Source organism: Duganella sp. Leaf126 (assembly GCF_001423125.1).
Taxonomy (GTDB): domain Bacteria; phylum Pseudomonadota; class Gammaproteobacteria; order Burkholderiales; family Burkholderiaceae_D; genus Rugamonas.
The window spans coordinates 546,462-570,906 of the sequence record NZ_LMNW01000031.1 but is presented as its reverse complement, the minus strand read 5'-3'; the positions used below and the strand labels follow the sequence as shown (position 1 = coordinate 570,906).

Here is a 24,445-nt window from a genome sequence, read left to right as displayed (position 1 = left end):
CATGGTTAAGCGGAACCCGAATCTCAGAATTGCTGGGTGCTGCGGTCGAGGCCCTTGATCACTTCGACCTTGTCGCCGCGCGGTGCCGACGGCGCTGGCGCTGGCGCCGGTGCCTGCGCCGGCGGTGGCGCGGCCGTCAGCGGCCTGGCGGCCGGCGGCATCGCCGGTTGCTGCGCGCGGTTGCGGCCCAGCAGCGCGGCGCGCGCGCCGTCAGGGTCGAGCAGGGTGTCCTTGGTGGCGCCGGCGGTGTCGGCGGTCTTCGGGTCGATCTGGTTGCGCAGCACCAGCGACAGCGTGCCCACGCTGCGCGCCAGGTCCAGCTTTTCCACCTGCTCCGGCGTCAGTTCCAGCGTCACGGCGTTGACCACCTTGGGCTTGGTATCGTCGCGGTTCGATTCCTGCGCGACCGCCAGCACCAGGATCCGTTCCAGCACGATCTTGGAGATGGCCTGGTCGCGTTCGCGGTTGTTGCCGAGGTCGTTGCGGGCCTCTTCCTGGGTGTTGACCAGGATGTCGACGAAATTGCCGGGCAGGGCGAAGCCGGCCACGCCGACCACGTCGTTCACGCGCACCGTCATGGCGCGCTTGCCCTGCGCCACCACGGCCGACAGGCCGCCGGTGGTGCCGGCCGGCGCCAGCTTGCTTTCCATGATGGGTTCGCCGTGTTCGATGGCCGTGCGCGAGACGCGGTTGTCGAGCTGCTTGAGGTCGGTGATTGCACCCGGCGGCAGGGCGTTGCTGGGCCACTCGATCTGGTTCAGCATCTCGGGCGTGATGCGCGCGCCCATCGGGATATCGACCAGCGCCACGGCCACCTTCTTGTTGCTGGCCGCACCCTGGTCGTTGATCCAGTGCGCCGCCACCACCACCGCCACCAGCGCCAGTACCAGCGCAACGGCGATCATTACCAGGGCCCGTGTATTTCTCATGAGTTTGCTTTCATCGGATGGAATGCCGCGCCGCTGTCGCGGCGCTCCCGTTCGACCTCGCCGCCCGCGCTGCGCTGCTGTTGCAGGCTGGCGGCCATGCGGCGCACGCCGGCGCCGGCGAAGTAGTTATGCCAGGCCCAGTCGAGTGCGGCGCGGGTCATCCGCGCCGGTTCCGCTTCGTAGCGGGCCAGGTCCAGTAGTTGCCGGATCAAATCGCGCGGATAGCAGGCGAGCAGCGGCACATCTTCGCGACAGTGTTTTTCCTGGAGCAGGTAGCGGTAGGCGTCGGGCTCGAAGGCGAGGCCGGCGTGCTGACAAACTTGACGGAAGATACGTTCATATTCAGCCTCGGTTTGCGGCGGCACTTCGATCTTGTAACCGAGGCGGCGCAGGAAAGCGCCATCGGACAAGCGCTCTGGTAAGAAGTTCGATGAGAATACCACGACTACATCAAACGGAACTTCGAAAACGTGGCCTGTATGCAACGAAAGATAGTCGATTCCGCGATCCATCGGCACGATCCAGCGGTTCATCAGTTCCAGCGGCGAGCAGCGCTGGCGCCCCAGGTCATCGATGATGAAGATGCCGTTGTTGGCTTTCAAATGGGGAGGCGCCTGGTAGAGCCGCGTGTCGGGATCGAAGCGCAGGTCCAGCATTTCCAGCGTCAGTTCGCCGCCGGTCAGCGTGGCCGGACGCTGCACGCCGCGCACCCAGCGCAGGTCGAAGCTGCGCAGCTTGTCGATCGAGTCCGCGCCGGCCGAGTCCGGCGCGGCTGCGTCGCTGTCGGCGCGGATGCGGTGCTGGGCCGGATCGTAGAACGGCACCACTTCACCGTCGATCATGATGGCGTAGGGCACGGCGATGTCGCCGTGCAGCAGGCCGCGCAGGCGTTCGGCCAGGTAGGTCTTGCCGCTGCCGGCCAGGCCGTGGATGAAGATCGCACGACCCGAGTTCATGGCGGCGCCCAGCTGGTCGAGCACCTGCTGGTTGACCACGATGTCGTCGAACACGCGCGTGACATCGGCACGCGTGACATGCAGGTCGGCCACGCTCTGCAGCGCCACCTGGCGCCGGTAGTCGGCCAGCGTCACCGGCGCTGGGCCGACATAGGCATTGCGCGCCATGCACTGGCGCGCGCGCTCGTGTCCGAGTTCGGTCAGGTGATAGGCCAGGTCGGCGTCGGTGCCGCTGCCGCCGCGGCGCGTGACTTCGCACAGTTTTTCCGTGCGCATGAAGGCGATCAGCGGATCGATCACGCCGACCGCCAGCTTCAGGTGGCCGGCCAGTTCGGGCAGCTTGAGCTGGCCGCGCCGCGCCAGCACCTTGACCAGCAGCTCGACCAGGAACAAGAACGGCAGGCCAGTGTCTTCCACCGTGCGCGGCGCGCGCATGACAGCGGGTGCCGCTGTCGCCGCTGCAGCGGTGGCGCCGGGGTGCTGCGCGCTCACGCGAACAGGCTCGCGCCGTGCAGCGCGGCATACACGAAGTAGGGCGCAGCGCCGGCAGCGATGGCGATCGCGTACGGCAGCTTGCCGCTGGGCGCGGCCGGCGCCGCGATGGCGGCCGACTGGCCGTTGAGGGCGCCGAACACGCTGTGGGCGACCAGGTGCACGGAGTTGCCGAGCATGCGCTTGAGTGTGCCCAGGTAAAGCGACACCACCAGCGCCAGCACGCCGCCGGCCACCAGCGTGCAGGCGGCAATGCCGACCACCGCGCCCGGACCGACAAAGGCGCCGAGCATGGCCAGCAGCTTGACGTCGCCCGCGCCCAGTGCGCGCAGCGCATACATGGGCAGCAGCAGCGCCAGGCCCATGCCGAAGCCGGCCAGCGACCACAGCAGGCCGATGCTGCCGAACGGCTTGACGAACAGACCGTCACCGGACGGCAGCACGATCTGCAGGGCAAAAGCGAGAACCAGGCCGGCCAGCACCAGCTGGTTGGGGATGCGGCGGCTGTGCACGTCCTGCCAGACAGCGCCAGCGAGCAACAGCGACACTACGATGAAGGGCAGGTATGTCATGGCCAGGTCTCGTTTCGAAGGGGAATAAAAAAATGCCCGGCCGGTGTGCACCGTGCCGGACATTCCTGGTACAGCAACTGCTTAGGCGGTGGCGGTGACGACCTTGCCGAACAGCGTCTGGATCTGGGTGCCCAGGGTTTTCACAGCGGTCAGGCCGACGACGGCGACCAGGGCGGCGATCATGGCGTATTCGATAGCGGTGACACCGGATTCGTCGTTGATGAAGTTTTTGATGGCGTTCATGNGACGGCGACCAGGGCGGCGATCATGGCGTATTCGATAGCGGTGACACCGGATTCGTCGTTGATGAAGTTTTTGATGGCGTTCATGATGTTTTCCTTGAAAAGTTGTTCGTTAAGTTAGCTGCGTACAATGCGGTAAAACGTATCGGGTGCTGCAATGCTCAGGCGGTGGCGGTGACGACCTTGCCGAACAGCGTCTGGATCTGGGTGCCCAGGGTTTTCACTGCGGTCAGGCCGACGACGGCGACCAGGGCGGCGATCATGGCGTATTCGATAGCGGTGACACCGGATTCGTCGTTGATGAAGTTTTTGATGGCGTTCATGACGACGGCGACCAGGGCGGCGATCATGGCGTATTCGATAGCGGTGACACCGGATTCGTCGTTGATGAAGTTTTTGATGGCGTTCATGATGTTTTCCTTGAGTGGGTTAATGTTGCCTGCCCTGCTGGGCTTCAGCTACTTAACAACACCTGAGCTGATGGATGAATTATAGGGACGCGACTTTCCCGCCACATCGGACAATGCTCCTGAAATGACTATGACAAACCGTTAGATTTGACCGTGACATATGTCACGGTCACAGGAGGCGCCCTTAACCGAGGCGGTTCTTGGTGGCGTAGACGTAGAGCTCGAGACGGTTGGCGACGTCGAGCTTCTGGTAGATCGAGGTGAGGTAGTTGCGCAGCGTGGGTTCGGCGATGAACAGCTGCTGCGCCAGGTCCTTGTTGGCGGCGCCGTTGCTGTGCACCACCGCCTGCACGATCTTGCGCTCCTTGAGCGTGAGCGAGGCGATCTTTTCCGCTTCGAGATTGCGGTAGTCGGCAGCGGCCGGGTTGATGAAAGCGCCGAGCATGGCTGTCATCATGGTTTGCGACATCCACATGTCGCCGCCGTGCACCTTGCGCACGGCCGCCAGCACCACGTCGGCCTCGGCGTCCTTGCCCACCACGCCGCGCGCGCCCAGGCGCATGGCCTGGCCCAGCAGCGCTTCGTCGCGGTTGCCCGACAGGATGATCACGCGGGCGGCACGCCCATTGAGCAGATCGGGCAGGATTTCGAGCGAGCTGCGTCCGCCCAGGTCGAGATCGAGCAGCACGATGTCGGGCCGGGTGCGCGCCGCCTCGACCAGCGCCTGGTCGGGGTCGCCGGCGGTGGCCACCAGCTCCATCTCCGGCGCGGTGCCCTCGATCAGCTTGCGCAAGCCCCACAGCAGGGTAGCGTGGTCATCGACCAGCATCACGCGGATCGGTGCGGCGGAACTACTCACGTTGCTTCCTTTCTTACAAGGGTATGCTGACCCTGACCCGGGTGCCGCCATCGGGGTGCGTGATGCCGACACCACCGCCGAGCGCGGCGGCGCGTTCGGCGATCGAGCCCGGCAAGAATTCGCCGGGCGCACTGTCCGGATGTTCGTTGTCGATGTCGATCTGCAGGCAATTGTTGACAGTCGCTAGTGTAACCGCACCAACCCGTGCGCGGGTGTGCTTGCGGATGTTGCTCATGCCCTCGTTGACAATCTGGAACACTTCGGCTGCCAGGCGGTCGCTGATATCGACCTCGCCCACGATCCTCAGCTCGATGTCGAGCCCGTAGAACTCGCGGATCTGGCGCGCCTGGCGGCGCAGCGCCGTCATCAGTTCCGGCTCGCCGTTGCTGCTGTTCTTGCGCACATTGCGGGCGAAGTTGCGCATGTCGCCGATCACTTCGCCGCTCATGGCGATCAGCTTGTCGAGATCGTCGCACAGCGGATTGTCGGCTGCAGCGCCATGGCGCATGGCGGTGAGCGCGTGGCGCAGGCCGATGTAGGGCTGGATCGTGGTGTCGTGCAGGTCGCGCGCGATTTTCTGGCGCTCGCGGAAGGCCGCATCCGACGCCATGCTGTCGAGCAGGGCGATATTTTCGATCACCGGAAACGCCTGGCCCACCACCTGGGCCAGGAAGCTGGCGTCGCTGCGGCTGAAGCGACGCGTGGCCGACACCACGAAGATACGGCCTGTGCCCCGCCGCAGCGGCAGCGGTGCGCTGATGAACGAGCAGGCGTCGAACAGGTCGGCCAGTTGCGCGCAGGGCGCCTCGTCGATCGCCTCCCAGCGGCTCTCCGGGCGGCGCGCACGCGCCTCGCCGCTCCACGGCAGTCGTGCATGGAGCGGCTGGTTGTACACCACCTTGTGCCCGGCCGGAAAGGCCAGCAGCGGCCCGGCGGCCGCCTCGGACAGGCGCGAGACGGTAGCGGCGCGCCCCGCGTGCTGGGCGCTCACGGAGCGCAGCAGCCACTGGGCATTGTCGTCGTCGCGCATCAGCAGGATGCAGGTGCTGGCCTGATAAAAGTTGCGGGTTTCCTGGAGCAGCGAAGTCAGCGTCTGGGCCACGCCGAAGCGCGGATTGAACATCCGGCTTACGTGGCGCAGCAGGTTCAGGCGGCGGCGCTGGACGATGCCGGTCTCGCCCCAGTAGGCGATCATGTAGCCGAGCACCAGTACGAAGGTGATGCGCAGCAGCAGGTGGGACGGATTGGTGTGCGGATTGACGGACAGCGCAGTGGCGGTCAGCAGCACGGCCGCGGCCAGCGAAATGCGCGCCCCTTCTTCGAACCCCCACTGGAACGACGCGGTCAGGATGACAAAGAAAAAGAACGGCAGGAAGAAGCTGATATTGCCGCCGCTGAAATACAGCATCAACGCATACCAGCCTAGGTCGAGCCAGTACACGGTCTTGCCGTGCCAGAAAGGATTGCGGTGCAGCCGCGCCGCCAGGTACAGCACCGCGCTGTGGATCACGTAGGCAAGGAAGATGACGGTGCCCAGATCGTTGCTGAAATCGAGATCGGCAGGGGCGATATACAACGTCAGCAGGGCAGAGACAGCCAATACCAGGCGCATGCCGAACACCATGGTCGCGCTGGTGGCGTCGGCAGCCGTGTGATTGCCTGTTGCTGCATTGCTGTGTGTGACCACCGTGTCTCCGGGCTGTAGGGGCTAGCGTATTGTACAAATAAATTGAGCTACTACAATAAACTAAGCTGTTGTTTCTCCAAGTATATTGCCAGAAAAGAAATGATCTTCGCTGTCGGCTGCGGTATGGTGATCGGGGCGGGCACGTGCGATCAGTCTCCAGAAAAACATTAAATTACTATGTGAAATATTTTGATCGGGCTACAATGCAGTCATCGGCACCCTCGATCCGTCGCCGATGTCATCAGGCCGCCCAAGCGACAGCGCCCCTCGCAAGTACCCGCAACCGATGGTTGTATGCTCACCCTACAGAAGAAACCAGACATGACCGTCTTCCGTTCGCCATTACGATCGCGCCCGCGCGATCCTGCACGTCGCCAGGGCGGCGCCACCGTGGTCGAAATGGCGCTGATCATGCCGGTGTTTTTGCTGCTGCTGATCGGCGTGATCGAGCTGAGCCTGATGTTTTTCGCCAACCTTACCATGCAGTACGCGGTGCGCGAGGGTGGCCGCTATGCGATCACCGGCCTGTCCGATGCCGATCCCAATGTCTCCAATCAGCAACGCTACCAGGCCATCCTGGCGCGCATGAAATCGAGTTCGGTCGGCATGTTCGACAAGGTCACTCCGGTCATCACCACCAACAACATTACCTACACGGACAGCAGCTCCTATAACGCGGCCATGTTCGGCCAGGCCGGCGACATCCTGGTGATCAAGCTCGACTGTGCATGGCCGCTGGCGACGCCGTTGCTGCGGCCGTTCTTCAAGGATGGCAAGTACCGCTTCACGGTAGCGGTCACCATGCTCAACGAAAACTACCCGGGGGTGAACTGATGCTGGCCGTACGCCGTTCTCGCGACCGCCGCCAGCGCGGTATCGCAGCGGTCGAGTTCGCGCTGCTGCTGCCGCTGCTGGTCTTCCTCATCATGGCGGTCACCGACTTTGCGCGCGGGCTGCAGGCCAACGCCGTGCTCATCAACCTCAGCCGCGAAGCCGCCAACCTGGCTGCGCGCAGCAAGCTGCAGCTGAACGACAACAGCCAGGCCATCATGCGCGCGGTGGCCGCCTCGGCGCCGCCGCTGGACATGAATGCGCGCGGCATGCTCTACATCACCAAGTTGATGGGCTACAAGGACAGCTCGGGCGTCATCACCACCGTGGTGCTGGAACAGTACCGCTGGGACGACAGCGCCAACCAGCTCGGCTACCGCGTGAGCGGCTACGGCCCGCCCAGCCGCCTGTGGAACTGCGGTAACTGGAACAGCAACACGGGCGCGTGCAGCAATATTCCAACCGGCGCCAATGCACCCCGGGTGTCGCTGATGAGCGGCGTGCTGTTCGAGGGCGAAATCATCTACGTGGCCGAGAGCTTTTACAAGTTCAATATGCTGTTCGGCGGTGTCGCGCTGGGCCCGTTTACCGTGCCGAACTTCGGCACCAACCTCTATTCGATGACGGTGTTCTGATATGGTCTACAAACGTTCGAGGCAAGGCGGCAGCGTGGTGGTGATGGTGGCGCTGTCGATCGCGGTGCTGGTCGCGGCGGTAGGCCTGGTGGTCGATACCGGCGTCACCTACATGGTGCGCGACAGGCTCAACGCCGCCACCGATGCGGCCAGCCTGGCGGCCGCGCGCGCGATTTCGCAAGGCAAGGACGAAGCCACCCAGCGCGCCAATGCGCAGGCGGCCGCGATCCGCTTTTTCAACGCCAATTTCCCGGCCAACTACATGGGCTCGACCGCCACGCTCAATGCGCCCAGCGTGGTATTCAACAACGGCATGGTGACGGTGTCGGTCAGTGCCCGCGCATCGATGCCGATCTCGTTCCTGGGCCTGCTCGGCGTCTCGCCGCTGACGCCGGCAGTGGCTTCGCAAGCCGTGCGCAAGGACCTCGACATGGCGGTGGTGCTCGACACCTCCGGCTCGCTGTACGACCAGGGGCCGAACGTGATTGCCTCCGCCAAGACCTTCCTCAACCAGTTCAATGCCGACCAGGACCGGGTGGGACTGATGCACTTCGCTTTCGGCGCCATGCTGGACGACCCGATCCGGCCGGTCGCGCGTGGCTTCGACCGCGCCTCGATGACCAAGCATCTGAGCGCGTTTACCTTTTCCGGTTCGACCGCCTCGCCGGAAGGCATGTACCTGGCGCGCCAGCAGCTCAACAGTATCCCCACCTCGAACAACAACCGCTCGAATCTGCGGGTGATCGTCTTCTTTTCGGACGGCGCGCCCAATTCCTTCGGTACCTACCTGAACTGGAAAACCGCCACCGACTGCCGCGATGCCGGCGGCCCGTATGCCGGCACCATTGCGACCGACGACGACGGCTCCGGTGATCCGTACGGGCTGTTCAAGCTGGACCAGCAGTACGACGACATTGGTGGCAGCTGCACGCCCACCGTTTACTACTACGGCAATAACTACTACAACCTGGTCGCCAAAGCTTCTTCGCTGCCGGACTGGTATAACGCCCACAATCCGCGCAGCACGCCCAACGATGTCAACCTGCGCGAGTTTCCGATCGTGACCAATACGCCACGCAAGGTCACCAACACCGTCAATTACACCAACGTCAACCGCGCCGCCCGCAATCTCGTCGAAGCGATGGCGCGCAAGTCGCAAGACGAGGGAATTTATGTGTTTACGCTGGGACTCGGTGCGCAGCTCAAGATAGGCACCGGCGTCGATGGCGAAAAGGGCGAAGACGTACTCAAGTGCATGGCCAATTCGACCGACGCGCCGGCGCGCTGCTTCAACGCGGCCAAGCCCGTCGGCCTGTACTGCTACGCGGCCACGACCAGCGATTTGACGCCGTGCTTTTCGAAGCTGGCCTCAGCCATCATGCGCATCTCCCGCTAGCGCCTGATCCAGCCTCCATAGCGGCGTTGCAGCGCCTCGCCGTACTTGCGTACTGCCTTCGGCGCTGCGCCTTGCTCTGAAGGCTGGCTCAGGCGCTATCGGTTGGTGCCTGATCCAGCCTCCATAGCGGCGTTGCRGCGCCTCGGTCTGGAGCCTGGTTCGGGTGGCGGCAGAGGAGGCGGGTCAGCGGCTGGTGCTGGCCACTGGTGGGGTGGCCACCGGCGCGGGGGCCGAAGGTGTCGCCGGGGCGGCTGGTGGCATCGGTGCGGCCGGGGAGGCCGCCTTGTGGCCGTACGACAGCAGCTCCCAGCCGTCGCGGTTGACGGTGCGGCCCTGCCAGTCGCTGTCGCGGTAGTCGAGCTTGACGAAGTTGTTGAGCTCGGGCACGAACCACACGGTTTCCACCAGGTTGCCGTTGCCGCTGTCGGGGCCGGTATCCTTGCCGCGATAGTCGGCTTCCACGATCACCTTGAGCGCGTGGAATTCGCCGGCCGGCACCTTGATTTTTTCCCAGTCCAGCACCTTGCCCTTGATGTCGTAGCGCCACTGCTTGCCGAGCTTGACGTTATCGGCGACAGCCTCGCTGGTCCATTCCTTGCCGGGCGTGAGCGGGAAGGCGTAGCGGGCGAACGATGGCGCAAAGTGCATGCTGCCACGGTCGATCGGGTTCATGTCGGCGCTGAACAATTGCTTGCCGACGGGGGCGGGCGCGCCAGGCCGGAGGATATCGACGTGCACGCCGGTGGTGTCGATGGCGGACACTTCGAGGCGGCTGATATTGCCTTTCACGCCGGTGCGGGCATCGGTGTACTGGTAGGTCCAGTTGTCGCCGACGGCGGGCGTGGGAGCGGCGGCGGGCGGGCGCTGTTCGGCGGCCAGTGCGCATGTGCCGGAAAACATCAGGGAGCAGGTGAAGGCGAGGGGAAGGCAGCTACGGGCTAAGCGAGTTTGGTACATGACGTCTCCTTATCGTTGTAATTGCGACACTAACACTATCACAACGATTTCGACGTGCATGACTTCTGTTCAAATAGTCCAGTCTTTGTTGCGTAAACCTTGATTGCACGGTGATACCACCGTGGGCATCACATCAGGATGATGTCGTACTGCTCCTGGTGATACGCCGTCTCCACCTGCAAGGAAATCTTCTTGCCGATGAAGTCGCCGAGCATGGCCAGGTGCTGCGATTCTTCTTCGAGGAACATGTCGACCACTTCCTGCGAGGCCAGGATGCGGAATTCGCGCGGGTTGAACTGTTTTGCCTCGCGCAGCAGTTCGCGCAGGATTTCGTAGCAGATGGTGCGCGAGGTTTTGACCTGTCCCTTGCCGCTGCAGGCCGGGCACGGTTCGCACAGGATGTGGGCCAGCGATTCGCGGGTGCGCTTGCGCGTCATTTCCACCAGGCCCAGCGCCGAGAAGTTCGACACCGACACCTTGGTGCGGTCGCGTGACAGCGCCTTCTTCAGTTCGGCCAGCACGGCGGCGCGGTGCTCGGTGTTGTCCATGTCGATGAAGTCGAGGATGATGATGCCGCCCAGGTTGCGCAGCCGCAGCTGGCGCGCGATCGCGTGCGCCGCTTCGAGGTTGGTCTTGAAAATGGTGTCGGCAAAATTGCGCCCGCCCACGTAACCACCGGTGTTGACGTCGATGGTGGTCATCGCTTCGGTCTGATCGACGATCAGGTAGCCGCCGGACTTCAGGTCGACGCGGCGCCCGAGCGCGCGCAGGATTTCCTCTTCCACGCCGTACAGGTCGAACAGCGGGCGCTCGCCCCGGTAGTGCTGCAGGCGCGGCAGCACGCCGGGCGTGTAGGTCTGGCCGAACTCCTGCAGCATCAGGTAGTTTTCGCGCGAGTCCACCTGGATCGTGGCCGTGTGCTCGTGGACGAAGTCGCGCAGCACGCGCTGGGCCAGGCTCAGGTCCTGGTGCAATAGCGTAGTGGCCGGCAGCGTGCGGGCGCCGTGGCTGATGGCGCTCCAGGTCTTGCGCAGGTATTCGACGTCGGCCGCGATGTCGGCGTCGGACGCATCCTCGGCCTGGGTGCGCACGATGTAGCCGCCTTTTTCGTCGACCGGCAGCAGCGCCTGCAGGCGCGTGCGCAGCGCTTCGCGCTCGGCTTCCTTCTCGATCTTTTGCGAGATGCCGATGTGCCTGTCCTGCGGCAGGTAGACCAGCATGCGGCCGGCGATGGAGATCTGCGTGGACAGGCGCGCACCCTTGGTGCCGATCGGATCCTTGATCACCTGTACCGTCAGCACCTGGCCGTCGAACAGCAGCTTTTCGATCGGGGTCGGCACGGCGCCGGCGGCCGAACTGTTGGCGGCGTCGTGCGGCCGCGCTTCCCAGATGTCGGCCACGTGCAAAAAGGCCGCGCGCTCCAGGCCGATGTCGATGAACGCCGATTGCATGCCGGGCAGTACGCGTACCACCTTGCCGGAATAGACATTGCCTGCCAGACCGCGCGTGAGCGTGCGTTCGATGTGCAGCTCCTGCACTGCACCCTGCAATACCAGGGCGACACGGGTCTCTTGCGGGGTGATGTTGATCAGGATGTCTTCGTTCATGTGTCTCCGCGCGCTGCGCTGGCTGTTTGAACGACGATCATACACGCCCGGCCAACGGGCCGCTAGGGCAGCGGCAACCCGGCCTGGCGCAGCAGCTGGGCCGTTTCGTACAGGGGCAGGCCCATGATGCCGGAGTGGCTGCCGGCGATGTGTTCGATGAACTGGGCAGCAGGGCCCTGGATGCCGTAACCGCCGGCCTTGTCGTACGGTTCGGCGCTGGCGCAGTAGGCAGCGATCGTTGCCGGCGTCAGCACCGCGAAGCGCACGTCGGACACCTGCGTGACCTGTTCGCGGAAGGCGCCGCTGCACACGGCGATCGAGGTCAGCACCTGGTGCGTGCGGCCCGACAGCTGTTCCAGCATGGCGGCCGCTTCCCTGGCATCGGCGGGCTTGCCGAGGATCTGGCCGTCGATGGTGACGGTGGTGTCGGCGGTGAGCACGGGACGCGGCGTCAGGTGGCGGCGCCGCACCAGGTCGTGCGCGAACACGGCCTTTTCCAGCGCCACGCGCGCCACATAGGCCAGCGGTGCTTCGCCGGGCAGCACCTCTTCGGTGACGTCGGCGCCGCGCGGCCCGTCGGCGCGCAGCAGCAGCAGTTCGAAGTCGATGCCGACCTGGCGCAGCAGCTCGCGCCGGCGCGGGCTCTTGGACGCGAGGTAGATTTTTTTGTCAGTCGGCTTGGTGGCCATGGTCAGACCCGGTGATAGGGATGGTTTTGGGTGATGGTCCAGGCGCGGTACAGCTGCTCGGCCAGCAGCACGCGCACCATGCCGTGCGGGAGGGTCATGCTGGAGATGCGGATCAGGCCTTCGGCGCGCGCCTTGAGGGCCGGATCGAGGCCGTCGGCGCCGCCGATCAGGAAGGCCGTGTCGCGGCCGTCCTGCTGCCAGCTTTCCAGCTGCTGCGACAGGCCGACCGAGGTGAGGTCCTTGCCGCGTTCGTCGAGCGCGATGATGCGCGCCGATTTCGGCAGCGCCGCCTCGATCCGCTCGCGCTCGAGCGCCATCGCGGTGGCGGCGGTCTTGCTGCCCGAACGTTCGACCGGCTTGATTTCCTTGAGCACGATCTTCAGTTCGGGCGGCATGCGCTTGACGTATTCGGCGTAGCCGCTCTCGATCCAGGCCGGCATCTTGTGGCCGACCGCAGCGATGATCAGCTGCATACGGCCTTATTCCGCGGCCGGTTTCTTGATGCGCTTGATGACGGTCTTGGCCGGGGCTTCGTCGGCTTTCGGCTTGGCTGCCTTCGGCTTCGGCGTCGCCTTCAACGCTTTGACTGCGGCGACGGTGGCTTTCGGCTGGGCGACCTTGATCTTCTTGCCGGCCGGGACAGCGGCCGGTTTTGCAGCGGCTTTCTTCTCGCCGGTTGCAGCCTTGGCGGCGGCAGGCTTGCGCGCCGGGGTCTTCTTCTCGACCACCGGCGCGGCATCAACCGCTTTCTTGCCGGCGGCCAGGTGGCTGCTGACTTTTTTCGGCGCGGCGTCTTCGGCTTCCTGCGTGTTCTTGCGCTTGGCCGCGCCCAGCTTGACCGGCTTGTCGCCCCAGATTTCTTCGAGACGGTAGTAGGCGCGGATCGGCGCCTGCATGATGTGGACGATCATGTCGCCCAGATCGACCAGCACCCATTCACCGGTGTCCTCGCCTTCCATGCCGTAGACGTCGCCGCCGGCGGCTTTGACCTTGTCGCGCACCGAGGCGGCCAGCGCCTTGGTCTGGCGGTTGGAGGTACCGGAAGCGATGGCGATGCGGTCGAACAGGCTGGTGAGATGGGTGGTGTCGAAGACGGCGATTTCTTGGGCCTTGACGTCTTCGAGGGCGTCAACGACGAGGGCTTGCAGTTTTTTGATGTCCATTAGCTTCTGTATAAATTGTGTTGTTCAATATAGTCTAGCACCAGCGGCGGGATCAGCGCATTTGCCTGCTCCCCCCGTTGTAATGCCGCACGTATCTGGGTGGCTGAAATATCGACCGCGAAGTCCTGTGCCAGATACGTCAGACCGTGCGGCGTGTTGCGGATGTTGTCGGGCGTTCCCAGCCTGCTGGAAAACGCCGTGGCGACGGCGGCTGGTAGCCCTGCGCCATCGATGCTGAAACCGGGGCGCGCCGCCACGCAGATATGGGCGTGGTCGAACAGCGCCTGCCACTGGTGCCAGGTGTCGAGCCGCTGCAACTGGTCGGCTCCCATCAGAAAGCTGATCGAGGCCTGCGGCCCCAGTTCAGCGCGCACCTGGCGCAGCGTGTCGATGGTGTAGGTCGGCTGACCCTGCGCGGCGCGGGCGATTTCCTGCAGGTCCACCAGCACCGGAAACGGCTGGTCGGCAAAGGCCAGCCTGACCATCTCGGCGCGCTGGTCGGGCGTGGCCTTGAGCGTGGATTTCTGCCATGGCAAACCGGCCGGCACCACGCGCAACTGGTCCACCTGCAGCAGGCGCGCAAAATGCGCGCCGAGCGCCACGTGGCCGAGGTGGACCGGATCGTAACTGCCGCCCAGCAGAGCGATCCGCTGTGCGTGCGGCCCGGTCACGCAGCGAGCCAGTCGCGATGCGGCAGGAAGTCGGTGTACAGCGCCGCCTCGGGCGTGCCATCCTGCGGCGCCCAGCGGTAGCGCCACTTCACCAGCGGCGGCATCGACATCAGGATCGCCTCGGTGCGGCCACCGGACTGCAGGCCGAACAGCGTGCCGCGGTCGAATACCAGGTTGAATTCCACGTAGCGGCCGCGCCGGTACGCCTGGAAATCGCGTTCGCGCTCGCCGTACGGCGTATCCTTGCGGCGCGTGAGGATCGGCAGATAGGCCGCGATAAAGGCGTCGCCCACGCTGCGCTCCATGGCGAAGCAGTGGTCGAAACTGCCGTCATTGACATCGTCAAAGAAGATGCCGCCCACGCCGCGCGCCTCCTGCCGGTGCTTGAGATAGAAATACTCGTCGCACCATTTCTTGAAGCGCGCGTGCAGGTCGTCGCCGAACGGCGCCAGCGCATCGTGGCAGGTCTGGTGGAAGTGCCGGGCGTCTTCCACGAAACCGTAGTACGGCGTCAGGTCCATGCCGCCGCCGAACCACCATACCGGCTCGCCTTCGGCCGTGGTGGTGCTGAAAAACCGCACGTTCATGTGTACCGTCGGCGCGTACGGGTTGCGCGGATGGATCACCAGCGATACGCCCATCGCCTGCCACGGCTGGCCACCGAGGTGCGGGCGCAGCGCACTGGCCGACGGCGGCAGCTTGGCGCCCATCACGTGCGAGAAGTTCACGCCGCCGCGCTCGATGACCGGGCCTTCCTCGACCAGGCGCGAAATGCCGCCGCCGCCTTCGGGCCGGTCCCACGCATCGCGCAGGAACGGCGTGCCGTCCACCGCCTCGAGGGCGGCAACGATGCGCTCCTGCAGGTCGAGCAGCCAGGCCTTGACGGCAGCGGTGTCGGGCGCGTCGGCGACGGCGGGCAGGATCGACATATCAGTGCTTCAGGCCGCGCCAGCCGATATCGCGGCGGCACTGCATGCCGTCGAACGAGATCTGGTCCACCACGTCGTAAGCCTGGCGCTGCGCCAGCTTGACGCTGTCGCCCAGGCCCACCGTGCACAGCACGCGGCCACCGGTCACCACCAGCTGGTTGCCCGTCTCGCCGCCGAGCGCGGTGCCGGCGTGGAAGGTCACCGCTTCCGGCGTCTCGGCCGGAATGGCGCTGATGACGGCGCCCTTGACCGGCGCATCGGGATAGCCGGCAGCGGCCAGCACGACGCCCACGGCCGTGCGGCGGTCCCACTGCAGTTCGACCTGGTTCAGGGTGCCGTTGACCGCGTGTTCCATCACCGACAGCAGGTCGGTTTTCAGGCGCGCCATGATGGGCTGGGTTTCCGGGTCGCCCATGCGGCAGTTGAATTCGAGCGTGCGCGGGTTGCCGTCGGCATCGATCATCAGGCCCGCGTACAGGAAGCCGGTAAACACGATGCCGTCGCGGGCCATGCCGGCAATGGTCGGGTTGATGATCTCGCGCATCACGCGCGCATGCATGGCCGGCGTGACGATCGGGGCCGGCGAGTAGGCGCCCATGCCGCCCGTGTTCGGGCCTTGGTCGTGGTCCTTCAGGCGCTTGTGGTCCTGGCTGGTGGCCAGCGGCAGCACGTTTTTACCGTCGCACATGACGATGAAGCTCGCTTCTTCGCCGGCCAGGAATTCCTCGATGACGATGCGCGCACCGGCATCGCCGAAGCGGTTGTCGGCCAGCATGTCGTCCACCGCACGGTGCGCTTCTTCCAGCGACAGCGCCACGACCACGCCCTTGCCGGCGGCCAGGCCGTCGGCCTTGATGACGATCGGCGCGCCGTTGGCGTCGATGTAGGCGTGCGCCTGCGCCACGTCCGAGAAGGTCTGGTACTTGGCAGTCGGGATGCCGTGACGCTGCATGAAGGCCTTGGCGAAGTCCTTCGACGATTCGAGCTGCGCCGCTTCCTTGGTGGGGCCGAAAATTTTCAGGCCACGGCTGCGGAACAGGTTGACGATGCCGCCGGCCAGCGGGGTTTCCGGGCCGACCACGGTCAGGCCGATATGTTCCTGCTCGACGAAGTCGGCCAGCGCGTGCAGATCGGTGATGTTGACGTTGACCAGGCGTGCGTCGTGCGCGGTGCCGCCGTTGCCGGGGGCCACATACACCATCTGCACGCGTTCCGATTGCGCCAGTTTCCAGGCCAGCGCATGCTCACGGCCGCCGGAGCCGACTACCAGAATTTTCATAAGTCCTCAGTCTTCAATCAAGGCGTTCGAATACACTTCCTGCACGTCGTCCAGGTTTTCCAGGGCGTCGAGCAGCTTTTGCATCTTGACCGCGTCGTCGCCGGTGAACACCGTTTCGGTGGCGGGCTTCATGATGATCTCGGCCACTTCGGCCTTGAAGCCGGCCGCTTCCAGCGCATCCTTGACGCCGGCGAAGTCGTGCGGGCCGCACAGCACTTCGATGCCGCCTTCGTCGTCGGTAAGCACGTCTTCGGCGCCCGCTTCCAGTGCCGCTTCCATCAGCGCGTCTTCGTTGGTGCCGGGCGCGAACAGGAACTGGCCGCAGTGCTTGAACATGAACGACACCGAGTTCTCGGTACCCATGTTACCGCCGTTCTTGTTGAACGCGTGGCGCACTTCGGCCACCGTGCGCACGCGGTTGTCGGTCATGCAGTCGACAATGATGGCTGCGCCACCGATACCGTAGCCCTCGTAGCGGACTTCCTCGTAGCTGGCGCCGTCTTCGCCGCCGGTGCCGCGCGTGATCGCGCGTTGCACGTTATCTTTCGGCATATTGGCGTCGGCCGCCTTGTCGATGGCCAGGCGCAGGCGCGGGTTGGACGTGATGTCGCCGCCGCCCATGCGGGCGGCAACGGTGATTTCCTTGATCAGGCGCGTCCAGATCTTGCCCCGTTTTGCATCGGTGGCAGCCTTTTTATGCTTGATATTGGCCCATTTGCTGTGTCCAGCCATGTTCGGTCGTCCTTTGGCGATAGATTTGAGGTATCCGGTGAGGGCGGTATTCTAGCACAAGCGGTGTTGCAGAAACCGCCGCCGCGGCCGGGTGAAAAGGCGCTGTGGTATGGCCGGGCGGCGCTATCCCGTACAATCGCTGCGCGGATAACACCGCGCCAAACCGCCATGTCACCCTCTGAACGGACCCGCTGATGAAAACCCGCATTGCCCTGATTGCGCACGACAAGAAAAAAGACGACATGATCCTGCTGGCCGGCCAGTACCGCGACTTCCTGGCCAGCTGCGACCTGGTGGCCACCGGCACCACGGGCGGGCGCCTGGCCAACGAACTGGGCCTGGTGGTGGACCGCAAGCATTCGGGACCGTTCGGCGGTGACCTGCAGATCGGTTCGATGCTGGTGCAGGGCGAGGTCGATTGCGTGATCTTCCTGCGCGACCCGATGACGCCGCAGCCGCACGAGCCCGACATCAATGCGCTGGTGCGCGCCTGCGACGTGCACAACACGCCGTGCGCCACCAACGTCTCGTCGGCGCACCTGGTGCTGTCGCAGTTGCAGTTGCGCGCTGCAGCCACCTGACGCACGTTACACTGTTTCCATTACATTGATGGAGCATGCAATGACCAAGGCAATACGCATCAGCCGCCACGGCGGCCCGGAAGTGATGGAACTGGTGGACGCCGACCTCGGCGCGCCCGGTCCCGGCGAAGCGCAGGTGCGCCACGAGGCCATCGGCCTGAACTTCATCGACGTGTATCACCGCACCGGCCTGTATCCGCAACCGCTGCCCGCCGGCCTGGGCATGGAAGGCGCCGGCGTGGTCGCGGCGGTGGGCGAGGGCGTGACCGAGGTCCAGGTGGGCGACCGCGTGGCCTATGCGGGCGGTCCGATCGGCGCTTACGCCGAGGCCCGCAACATGCCGGCGTCGAAGCTGCTGGTGCTGCCCGATAACGTCGGCTTCGACACGGCGGCCGCCATGATGCTGCAGGGGCTCACCGTGCAATACCTGCTGCACCGCACGGTGGCGCTGAAAGCCGGCGACACCATCGTGTTCCACGCGGCGGCCGGCGGCGTCGGTTTGATCGCCTGCCAGTGGGCCAAGATTTTGGGCGTGACGCTGATCGGCACGGTCGGCTCGAGCGAGAAGGCGGCGCTGGCCATCGAACATGGCGCTGCCCACGTCATCAACTACAACACCGAGAATTTTACCGAGCGGGTGCGCGAGCTCACCGGCGGCAAGGGCGTGCGCGCCGTGTACGATTCGATCGGCAAGGATACTTTCATCGCTTCGCTCGACTGCCTGGCGCCGCTGGGCACCATGGTCAGCTTCGGCAACGCGTCCGGGCCGGTGGAATCGTTTGCGCTGGCCGAGCTGGCCAAGCGCGGCTCGCTGTACGTGACCCGGCCGTCGATGGCGGCCTACCTGTCCACGCGCGAGGAGCTGGAGACGGCCGCGCGCTCGCTGTTCGGCGTTATCGCCAGCGGCGAAGTAAAAGTGGACGTGCGCCAGCGCTACGCGCTGGCCGACGTGGCGCAGGCCCACCGCGACCTCGAAGGCCGCAAAACCACGGGCTCGTCCATCCTGCTGCCATGAGCGGGCAGATGTTCGACGAGCGCAGCGACCGCGACGATCAGGACGCCGGCGACTTTTCCGACATGCTCAGCGAAATGCGCATCCTGCTGCCCGGCGCGCAGATGCTGACCGCCTTTCTCATCATCCTGCCGTTCAACGGCGGCTTCGCGCGCATCGTCCACAGCGAAAAGCTGCTGTTCCTGGCCACCTTCGTGCTGTCGCTGACCAGCCTGGTACTGCTGAGCGCCCCGGCCGTGCAGCACCGCATCATGCGGCCGCTGAAAGACCGGGCGCGCTTCAAGCGCGTGGCCACCCGGCTGATGGTGAGCGGGTCGCTGGCGCTGGCCATCGCGCTGGTGCTGGGCACCAACCTGGTGATCTCGGAAGTGTTCGGCGGCACGGTCGGGCTGGTCACCTCCGCGGTGGTGGCCGTGCTGATTTTCGGGGTGTGGTGGTGGATGCCGCGCTACCTGAAACAGCATGCGGGCGTGTAACCAGTATTTGGTACGCAAGCGTACAGACGCGTTTGCTTCATGGAAGTATTCTGGACGCAATGCAAAGCCATTCCGGCTGTTGCCCAGACAAGGAGTCATACCATGAACAAGGACCAAATCGAAGGCAAACTGAAAGACATCGGCGGCAAGATCCAGGAAAAGGTCGGCGATCTGATCGACAGCCCGGAGCAGGAAGCCAAGGGTCTGGCCAAGCAGGGCGAAGGTAAAGCCCAGGAAAAACTCGGCGACATCAAGGAAGCTGCCAAGATCGTGACCAAGTAATTGATCGCGTCAAGAAAAAAGCGCCTGTGTGCAAACACAGGCGCTTTTCTTTTGGCGTGACGAAAAGCCGCTCCCGCCGGGAGCGGCCCCGTATCAGTTCATCTTCGGCGCAGGCTGACCGGCCACCACGGTATCGACCTTGGGATCGATCGTCACTTCCACCCGGCGCGGCACGCCGCTCTGGCCGGGGAAGCCGGTAAAGGCGCTTTGCACCAGCGCCGGCATCACGTGCGGCGTGGCAGCGACGTTGCTGGTGTTTTGCACGGTCACGTCATACAGCTTGCGCCCGCTCGTGGTGTTGATGGTTACGCGCAGCTGGCGCTGGTACTGGTGGCGGATCTGCTCTTCCACGCCGAAGCCGTTGTAGCGGAATGGATCGTAGAACGGGCTGTAGGCCCAGCGCGAATAGCCCCAGCCATAGCGGCCGTAGCCGGGACGGCCCCAGTACGGGCTGCCCCACGGCGCGCCCAGGAACGGATCTTCGCGCAGCACGCGGATCGGCTGGTCGATGGTCAGGTATTTCATGCCCACGAGCAGGTTCGGCTGCTGGCCTTCGTTCGCCTGCTGGAAGCCCAGCTTGCTCAGTTCATTGCTCACCAGGACCTGGTAGCTGCGATACTCGAGCGTATCGTCCACGCCGCGCGGCGCCTCGAACGCATAGGTTTTCGCTTGCAGGTCGGCCGGCCACGCATTGAAGGCGGTCACGTCGCTGCGGATGGTGGTGGCGCAGCCCGTCAGCAACATGACGGCGGCAGTCGCCAGGATGGCGAGATATCTCATGATAGACCTCTTGGTAACGGGACGGAAAACACGGAAAGACGGTATGTTCAGCGCTACAGTGTATGCCGCGCACGGTTACTAATCAAAATTATTACAGAATGTTACGGCGGCGTGGAAATCAGCAACTTTGGCCGGCGCCGGGAAATCAGGCGTCGACCGGGCGCTGGTATTGGTAAAATAGACTTTTGCCTAACGTCCATCATTTCCCCATGCGCACAGACAGCAGCCCTCTGACGATTTACCGCAAAGATTACACCCCTCCCGCCTATCTGGTGGAGACGGTTGAACTGGGCTTCGACCTGGACCCCAGCCGCACCATCGTGGCCAACCGCATCACCATGCAGCGCAACCCGGACGGCCGGCACAGCGACATCGTGCTGCACGGCGAGGACATCGAACTGGTGCAGCTGCGACTGAACGGCGCCGTGCTGCAGGCGGACCAGTACGAGATCGACGGCGTACTGCTGACGATCAGGAACGCGCCCGAGCACGTGGTGCTCGAGATCGAAACCTTGTGCGCGCCGGTGGAAAACACCACGCTGTCGGGCCTGTACGTCTCGAACGATAATTTCTTCACCCAGTGCGAAGCCGAGGGCTTCCGCCGCATCACGTATTTCCCGGACCGCCCGGACGTGATGGCCAGGTACACGGTGATGCTGCGCGCCGACAAGGCGACCTACCCGGTGCTGCTGTCGAACGGCAACCTGATCGAAGAGGGCGATCTCGGCGACGGCCGCCACTACGCCAAATGGGAAGACCCGTTCAAGAAGCCGTCGTACCTGTTCGCGCTGGTCGCCGCCAGGCTGGTGTGCCAGGAAGAGACCTACACGCTGAACTCGGGCCGCGAAGTGCTGCTGCAGGTGTGGGTGGAGGACGGCAACCTCGACAAGACCGACTACGCGATGCAGTCGCTGAAGAACTCGATCCGCTGGGACGAGGAGCGCTTCGGCCTGGAGCTGGACCTGGACCGCTTCATGATCGTGGCCGTGGGCGACTTCAACATGGGCGCGATGGAAAACAAGGGTCTGAACATCTTCAACACCAAGTTCGTGCTGGCCAACCCGCGGGTGGCCACCGATGTCGATTACGCCGGCATCGAAGCCGTGGTGGGCCACGAGTACTTCCATAACTGGACCGGCAACCGCGTGACGTGCCGCGACTGGTTCCAGCTGTCGCTCAAGGAAGGCCTGACCGTGTTCCGCGACCAGGAGTTTTCCGCCGACATGATCGGCAGCGACAGCGGCCGCGCCGTCACCCGCATCGACCAGGTGCGCACGCTGCGCCAGGCGCAGTTCCCCGAGGATGCGGGCCCGATGTCGCACCCGGTGCGCCCCGACTCCTTTGTCGAGATCAATAATTTTTACACCGTCACCGTGTACGAAAAGGGCGCGGAAGTGGTGCGCATGTACCAGACGCTGGTGGGCCGCGACGGCTTCCGCAAGGGCATGGACCTGTACTTCGAGCGCCACGACGGCCAGGCCGTGACCTGCGACGACTTCCGCGCCGCCATGGCCGACGCCAACGGCCGCGACCTGGGCCAGTTCGAGCGCTGGTACAGCCAGGCCGGCACGCCCGTGGTCACCGCGCGCACCCGCTACGACGCGGTCAAGCGCAACTTCGACATCATCCTGTCCCAACGCAGCAACCACCCGGACCAGCTGCCGTTTCACATTCCCGTGGCGGTGGGCCTGCTGGGCGAGGATGGCCGCGACCTGCCGCTCACGCTCGATGGCGCGCACCACGACCAGGATGCCACCACCGTGGTGCTGGAACTGACGCAGCCGGAGCAGATTTTCCGCTTCCGTAATATCGACGAGCGCCCGACGCCATCGATCCTGCGCGATTTCTCGGCGCCGGTGATCCTCGAATACGACTACACCGACGACGAACTGCTGCACCTGTTCCGCCACGACAGCGATCCCGTCAACCGCTGGGAAGCAGGCCAGCGCCTGGCCATGGCGCGTCTGCTGAAACTCACCGCGCAGCTGGCAGCCGGCAGCCATCACCATCGCGACAAGCACGGCGACAAGCCGCTCAAGCTCGACGCCACCTTCCTCGACGCCCAGCGCGCGCTGCTGACCGACGACGCGCTCGATCCGGCCTTCCGCGAGCTGGCCCTGATCCTGCCGTCGGAAGGCATGATCGCCGAGCAGATGGACGTGGTCGATCCGCACGCGATCCACGCCGCGCGCCAGTTCATGCGCCGCACCATCGGCGCCGAGCTGCGCACCGAACTGCTGGCGCAGTACCACGCCAACCAGACGCCCGGCGAATACAGCCCGGACGCACTGTCGGCCGGCAAGCGCGCGCTGAAAAACCTGTGCCTGTCGTACCTGCTGACGGCGCCGGACGCGGTCACGCTGTCGCTGGCGCAGCACCAGTGCGAACACGCCGGCAACATGACCGACCGCTTCGCCGCCCTGGTGGCGCTGATCCACAGCGGCACCGACGCCAGCGCCTACCTGCAGCGCTTCTACGACGACTTTGCCAACGAGGCGCTGGTGATCGACAAGTGGTTTGCCATGCAGGCCGCCACGCCCACCACCGATGTCGCTTGCGTGCGCAAGCTGATGCAGCATCCGGCCTTCACGCTGAAGAACCCGAACCGCGCGCGCAGCCTGCTGTTCAACTTCACCAACGCCAATCCGTCGCAGTTCCACGCCGCCGACGGCAGTGCCTACGCCTTCTGGGCCGAGCACGTGATCAAGCTCGATGCGATCAACCCGCAGGTGGCGGCCCGCTTCGCGCGCAGCATGGACCGCTGGCGCCGATACGCGCCGGCGCTGCAGACGCAGATGAAAGCCGCGCTGGAGCAGGTCGCCGCCCACACCAGGCTCTCGAACGACGTGCTGGAAGTGATCACCAAGGCGCTTGCCAACTAATATTTTCAAACTTGACTAAAGGCCCTCCATGAAACGCATCAGCCTCACCCAATACCTGGTCGAAGAACAGCGCCAGAACAATTCCATCCCCGCCGAACTGCGCCTGCTGATCGAAGTCGTGGCGCGCGCCTGCAAGACCATCAGCCACGCCGTGGGCAAAGGCGCGCTCGGCGAAGTGCTGGGCACGGCCAGCACCGAGAACGTGCAGGGCGAAGTGCAGAAAAAGCTCGACATCATCTCCAACGAGATCCTGCTCGAAGCGAACGAATGGGGCGGCCACCTGGCCGCGATGGCGTCGGAAGAAATGGAAACCATCCACAAGATCCCGAACCGCTACCCGAAAGGCGAATACCTGCTGACCTTCGACCCGCTGGACGGCTCGTCCAACATCGACGTCAACGTCTCGATCGGCACCATCTTCTCGGTGCTGAAGGCGCCGGAAGGCATGACCGAACCGAGCGAGCAGGACTTCCTGCAACCGGGCACGCGCCAGGTCGCTGCCGGCTACGCCGTGTACGGCCCGCAGACCATGCTGGTGCTCACCACCGGCAACGGCGTCAACTGCTTCACCCTGGACCGCGAAATGGGTTCGTGGGTGCTGACCCAGCGCGACATGCAGATTCCGGCCAAGACCCGCGAATTCTCGATCAACGCCTCCAACGCGCGCCACTGGCACCCGCCGGTGCAGCGCTACGTCAACGAACTGCTGGCCGGCGACACCGGCCCGCGCGGCGCCAACTTCAACATGCGCTGGGTAGCCTCGATGGTGGCCGACGTGCACCGCATCCTGAACCGCGGCGGCATCTTCATGTACCCGGCCGACACCCGCGACACCTCGATGCCCGGCAAGCTGCGCCTGATGTACGAAGCGAACCCGATGGCCTTCATCGTCGAGCAAGCGGGCGGCGTCGCCACCGACGGCCAGCAGCGCATCCTCGACATCGTCCCCACCAAGCTGCACCAGCGCGTACCGGTGTTCCTCGGCTCGCGCGAGGAAGTGGAAGTGGTGACCGGCTACCACAAGGGGTAATAGCGGTTGATGGCGCCCTGATCCGCACCCGGCAAGCTATTTTTGCATCGCCGCCAAAATATATCGGTTTTGCACTAGCGTGGTGTAAAGGTTCTTTGTTAGAATGCGGGTCGTCGCCGCTTTAGCTCAGTTGGTAGAGCAGTTCATTCGTAATGAAAAGGTCGCCAGTTCGATTCCGGCAAGCGGCACCAGAACTCAGCAGTAAAAAGTGTCAAGAAGTCTCAAAACCCGCCTCTCTCATAGGGAGCGCGGGTTTTTTGTTGTCTTGTGGTTTACCGGGCTGTAGCATGAAATCCAGGACCGGTGAGGGACAAATTGGCGCTTGTCCCTCCTGAAAAATGTTGGTCCCTCAATCGGCGCCGCACC

Annotated in this window: 27 protein-coding genes and 1 tRNA gene; 10 read left to right on the top strand and 18 right to left on the bottom strand. The window is 64.5% G+C overall.

Annotation, left to right across the window (positions count from 1 at the left end):
- Positions 1-23 precede the first annotated feature (23 nt).
- The 8 genes from cpaB to ASF61_RS15720 form a co-directional block, all read right to left on the bottom strand.
- The gene (gene cpaB / locus ASF61_RS15755) at positions 24-929 is read right to left on the bottom strand and encodes a Flp pilus assembly protein CpaB (RefSeq protein WP_056157534.1); all 906 of its coding nucleotides are present in this window, start codon (positions 927-929) and stop codon (positions 24-26) included.
- Complete coding sequence (locus ASF61_RS15750) at positions 926-2,377, bottom strand: ATP-binding protein (protein ID WP_229205871.1); 1,452 nt, start codon at positions 2,375-2,377, stop codon at positions 926-928. The genes cpaB and ASF61_RS15750 overlap by 4 nt, the downstream gene beginning before the upstream one ends.
- Entirely contained in the window at positions 2,374-2,949 is a 576-nt protein-coding gene (locus ASF61_RS15745; protein ID WP_056157527.1) for a prepilin peptidase, read from the bottom strand. Before ASF61_RS15745 ends, ASF61_RS15750 begins: the two co-directional genes overlap by 4 nt.
- 81 nt (positions 2,950-3,030) lie before the next feature.
- Positions 3,031-3,192 (bottom strand): Flp family type IVb pilin, encoded by a 162-nt coding sequence (locus ASF61_RS15740; RefSeq protein ID WP_019924822.1) that lies wholly within the window; start codon positions 3,190-3,192, stop codon positions 3,031-3,033.
- A 2-nt stretch (positions 3,193-3,194) separates the two neighbouring features.
- The coding region (locus tag ASF61_RS15735) for a Flp family type IVb pilin (RefSeq protein ID WP_156369617.1) at positions 3,195-3,278 on the bottom strand (84 nt) is incomplete at its 3' end.
- A 74-nt stretch (positions 3,279-3,352) separates the two neighbouring features.
- Complete coding sequence (locus ASF61_RS15730) at positions 3,353-3,601, bottom strand: Flp family type IVb pilin (protein WP_082491739.1); 249 nt, start codon at positions 3,599-3,601, stop codon at positions 3,353-3,355.
- Positions 3,602-3,785: 184 nt separating this feature from the next.
- Positions 3,786-4,460, bottom strand: a complete 675-nt coding sequence (locus tag ASF61_RS15725) for a response regulator transcription factor (RefSeq protein WP_229205870.1) — start codon at positions 4,458-4,460, stop codon at positions 3,786-3,788.
- 13 nt (positions 4,461-4,473) lie between these two features.
- Entirely contained in the window at positions 4,474-6,147 is a 1,674-nt protein-coding gene (locus tag ASF61_RS15720) for a sensor histidine kinase (protein ID WP_056157519.1), read from the bottom strand.
- A gap of 321 nt (positions 6,148-6,468) precedes the next feature.
- Here ASF61_RS15720 and ASF61_RS15715 point away from each other — a divergent pair, with 321 nt between their 5' ends.
- From ASF61_RS15715 to ASF61_RS15705, 3 genes are read left to right on the top strand one after another with little or no spacing between them, the layout of a single operon-like run.
- Positions 6,469-6,981: a TadE/TadG family type IV pilus assembly protein gene (locus ASF61_RS15715; protein WP_056157516.1), complete on the top strand. Its 513-nt coding sequence runs from the start codon at positions 6,469-6,471 to the stop codon at positions 6,979-6,981.
- Positions 6,981-7,613, top strand: a complete 633-nt coding sequence (locus ASF61_RS15710; RefSeq protein WP_056157513.1) for a TadE/TadG family type IV pilus assembly protein — start codon at positions 6,981-6,983, stop codon at positions 7,611-7,613. Before ASF61_RS15715 ends, ASF61_RS15710 begins: the two co-directional genes overlap by 1 nt.
- Before the next feature lies 1 nt (position 7,614).
- Complete coding sequence (locus ASF61_RS15705; RefSeq protein ID WP_056157509.1) at positions 7,615-9,009, top strand: vWA domain-containing protein; 1,395 nt, start codon at positions 7,615-7,617, stop codon at positions 9,007-9,009.
- A gap of 183 nt (positions 9,010-9,192) precedes the next feature.
- Here the strand turns inward: ASF61_RS15705 and ASF61_RS15700 are convergent, their stop codons facing one another.
- The 9 genes from ASF61_RS15700 to ASF61_RS15660 all read right to left on the bottom strand — a co-directional run bounded on the left by ASF61_RS15700 (position 9,193) and on the right by ASF61_RS15660 (position 17,036).
- Positions 9,193-9,909 carry a DUF3108 domain-containing protein gene (locus tag ASF61_RS15700; protein WP_229205869.1) on the bottom strand — a complete coding sequence of 239 codons (717 nt, stop codon included), beginning with the start codon at positions 9,907-9,909 and terminating at the stop codon, positions 9,193-9,195.
- A gap of 185 nt (positions 9,910-10,094) precedes the next feature.
- Positions 10,095-11,573 (bottom strand): ribonuclease G, encoded by a 1,479-nt coding sequence (gene rng, locus ASF61_RS15695; protein WP_056157501.1) that lies wholly within the window; start codon positions 11,571-11,573, stop codon positions 10,095-10,097.
- Positions 11,574-11,635: 62 nt separating this feature from the next.
- Positions 11,636-12,262 (bottom strand): nucleoside triphosphate pyrophosphatase, encoded by a 627-nt coding sequence (locus ASF61_RS15690; protein ID WP_056157498.1) that lies wholly within the window; start codon positions 12,260-12,262, stop codon positions 11,636-11,638.
- Positions 12,263-12,264: 2 nt separating this feature from the next.
- Entirely contained in the window at positions 12,265-12,735 is a 471-nt protein-coding gene (gene rlmH / locus ASF61_RS15685; protein WP_056157492.1) for a 23S rRNA (pseudouridine(1915)-N(3))-methyltransferase RlmH, read from the bottom strand.
- 6 nt (positions 12,736-12,741) lie between these two features.
- Complete coding sequence (gene rsfS, locus ASF61_RS15680; protein ID WP_056157488.1) at positions 12,742-13,425, bottom strand: ribosome silencing factor; 684 nt, start codon at positions 13,423-13,425, stop codon at positions 12,742-12,744.
- The gene (locus ASF61_RS15675) at positions 13,425-14,096 is read right to left on the bottom strand and encodes a nicotinate-nucleotide adenylyltransferase (protein WP_056157485.1); all 672 of its coding nucleotides are present in this window, start codon (positions 14,094-14,096) and stop codon (positions 13,425-13,427) included. Before ASF61_RS15675 ends, rsfS begins: the two co-directional genes overlap by 1 nt.
- Positions 14,093-15,025 (bottom strand): oxygen-dependent coproporphyrinogen oxidase, encoded by a 933-nt coding sequence (gene hemF / locus ASF61_RS15670; RefSeq protein ID WP_056157480.1) that lies wholly within the window; start codon positions 15,023-15,025, stop codon positions 14,093-14,095. The genes ASF61_RS15675 and hemF overlap by 4 nt, the downstream gene beginning before the upstream one ends.
- A 1-nt stretch (position 15,026) precedes the next feature.
- Complete coding sequence (gene purD, locus ASF61_RS15665; RefSeq protein ID WP_056157475.1) at positions 15,027-16,304, bottom strand: phosphoribosylamine--glycine ligase; 1,278 nt, start codon at positions 16,302-16,304, stop codon at positions 15,027-15,029.
- A gap of 6 nt (positions 16,305-16,310) precedes the next feature.
- Positions 16,311-17,036, bottom strand: coding sequence for a YebC/PmpR family DNA-binding transcriptional regulator (locus ASF61_RS15660; RefSeq protein ID WP_056157472.1), 726 nt, complete (start codon positions 17,034-17,036; stop codon positions 16,311-16,313).
- 194 nt (positions 17,037-17,230) lie between these two features.
- On the opposite strand from ASF61_RS15660, the gene ASF61_RS15655 reads away from it, so the two are divergent.
- The 4 genes from ASF61_RS15655 (at position 17,231) to ASF61_RS15640 (ending at position 19,387) form a co-directional block, all read left to right on the top strand.
- Complete coding sequence (locus ASF61_RS15655; RefSeq protein WP_056157470.1) at positions 17,231-17,617, top strand: methylglyoxal synthase; 387 nt, start codon at positions 17,231-17,233, stop codon at positions 17,615-17,617.
- Between the two features lie 40 nt (positions 17,618-17,657).
- The gene (locus ASF61_RS15650; RefSeq protein ID WP_056157467.1) at positions 17,658-18,632 is read left to right on the top strand and encodes a quinone oxidoreductase; all 975 of its coding nucleotides are present in this window, start codon (positions 17,658-17,660) and stop codon (positions 18,630-18,632) included.
- Positions 18,629-19,105 (top strand): DUF6328 family protein, encoded by a 477-nt coding sequence (locus ASF61_RS15645; protein ID WP_056157465.1) that lies wholly within the window; start codon positions 18,629-18,631, stop codon positions 19,103-19,105. Before ASF61_RS15650 ends, ASF61_RS15645 begins: the two co-directional genes overlap by 4 nt.
- 102 nt (positions 19,106-19,207) lie before the next feature.
- Positions 19,208-19,387 (top strand): CsbD family protein, encoded by a 180-nt coding sequence (locus ASF61_RS15640; protein WP_056157462.1) that lies wholly within the window; start codon positions 19,208-19,210, stop codon positions 19,385-19,387.
- Between the two features lie 93 nt (positions 19,388-19,480).
- On the opposite strand, the gene ASF61_RS15635 is transcribed toward ASF61_RS15640, so the two are convergent.
- The gene (locus tag ASF61_RS15635) at positions 19,481-20,167 is read right to left on the bottom strand and encodes a DUF4136 domain-containing protein (RefSeq protein ID WP_056157459.1); all 687 of its coding nucleotides are present in this window, start codon (positions 20,165-20,167) and stop codon (positions 19,481-19,483) included.
- A gap of 209 nt (positions 20,168-20,376) precedes the next feature.
- On the opposite strand from ASF61_RS15635, the gene pepN reads away from it, so the two are divergent.
- From pepN to ASF61_RS15620, 3 genes are all read left to right on the top strand, one after another.
- Positions 20,377-23,049 (top strand): aminopeptidase N, encoded by a 2,673-nt coding sequence (pepN, locus tag ASF61_RS15630; RefSeq protein WP_056157456.1) that lies wholly within the window; start codon positions 20,377-20,379, stop codon positions 23,047-23,049.
- A gap of 28 nt (positions 23,050-23,077) precedes the next feature.
- The gene (locus ASF61_RS15625) at positions 23,078-24,079 is read left to right on the top strand and encodes a class 1 fructose-bisphosphatase (protein WP_056157454.1); all 1,002 of its coding nucleotides are present in this window, start codon (positions 23,078-23,080) and stop codon (positions 24,077-24,079) included.
- Between the two features lie 115 nt (positions 24,080-24,194).
- Positions 24,195-24,270, top strand: a tRNA-Thr gene (locus tag ASF61_RS15620).
- Positions 24,271-24,445 lie beyond the last annotated feature (175 nt).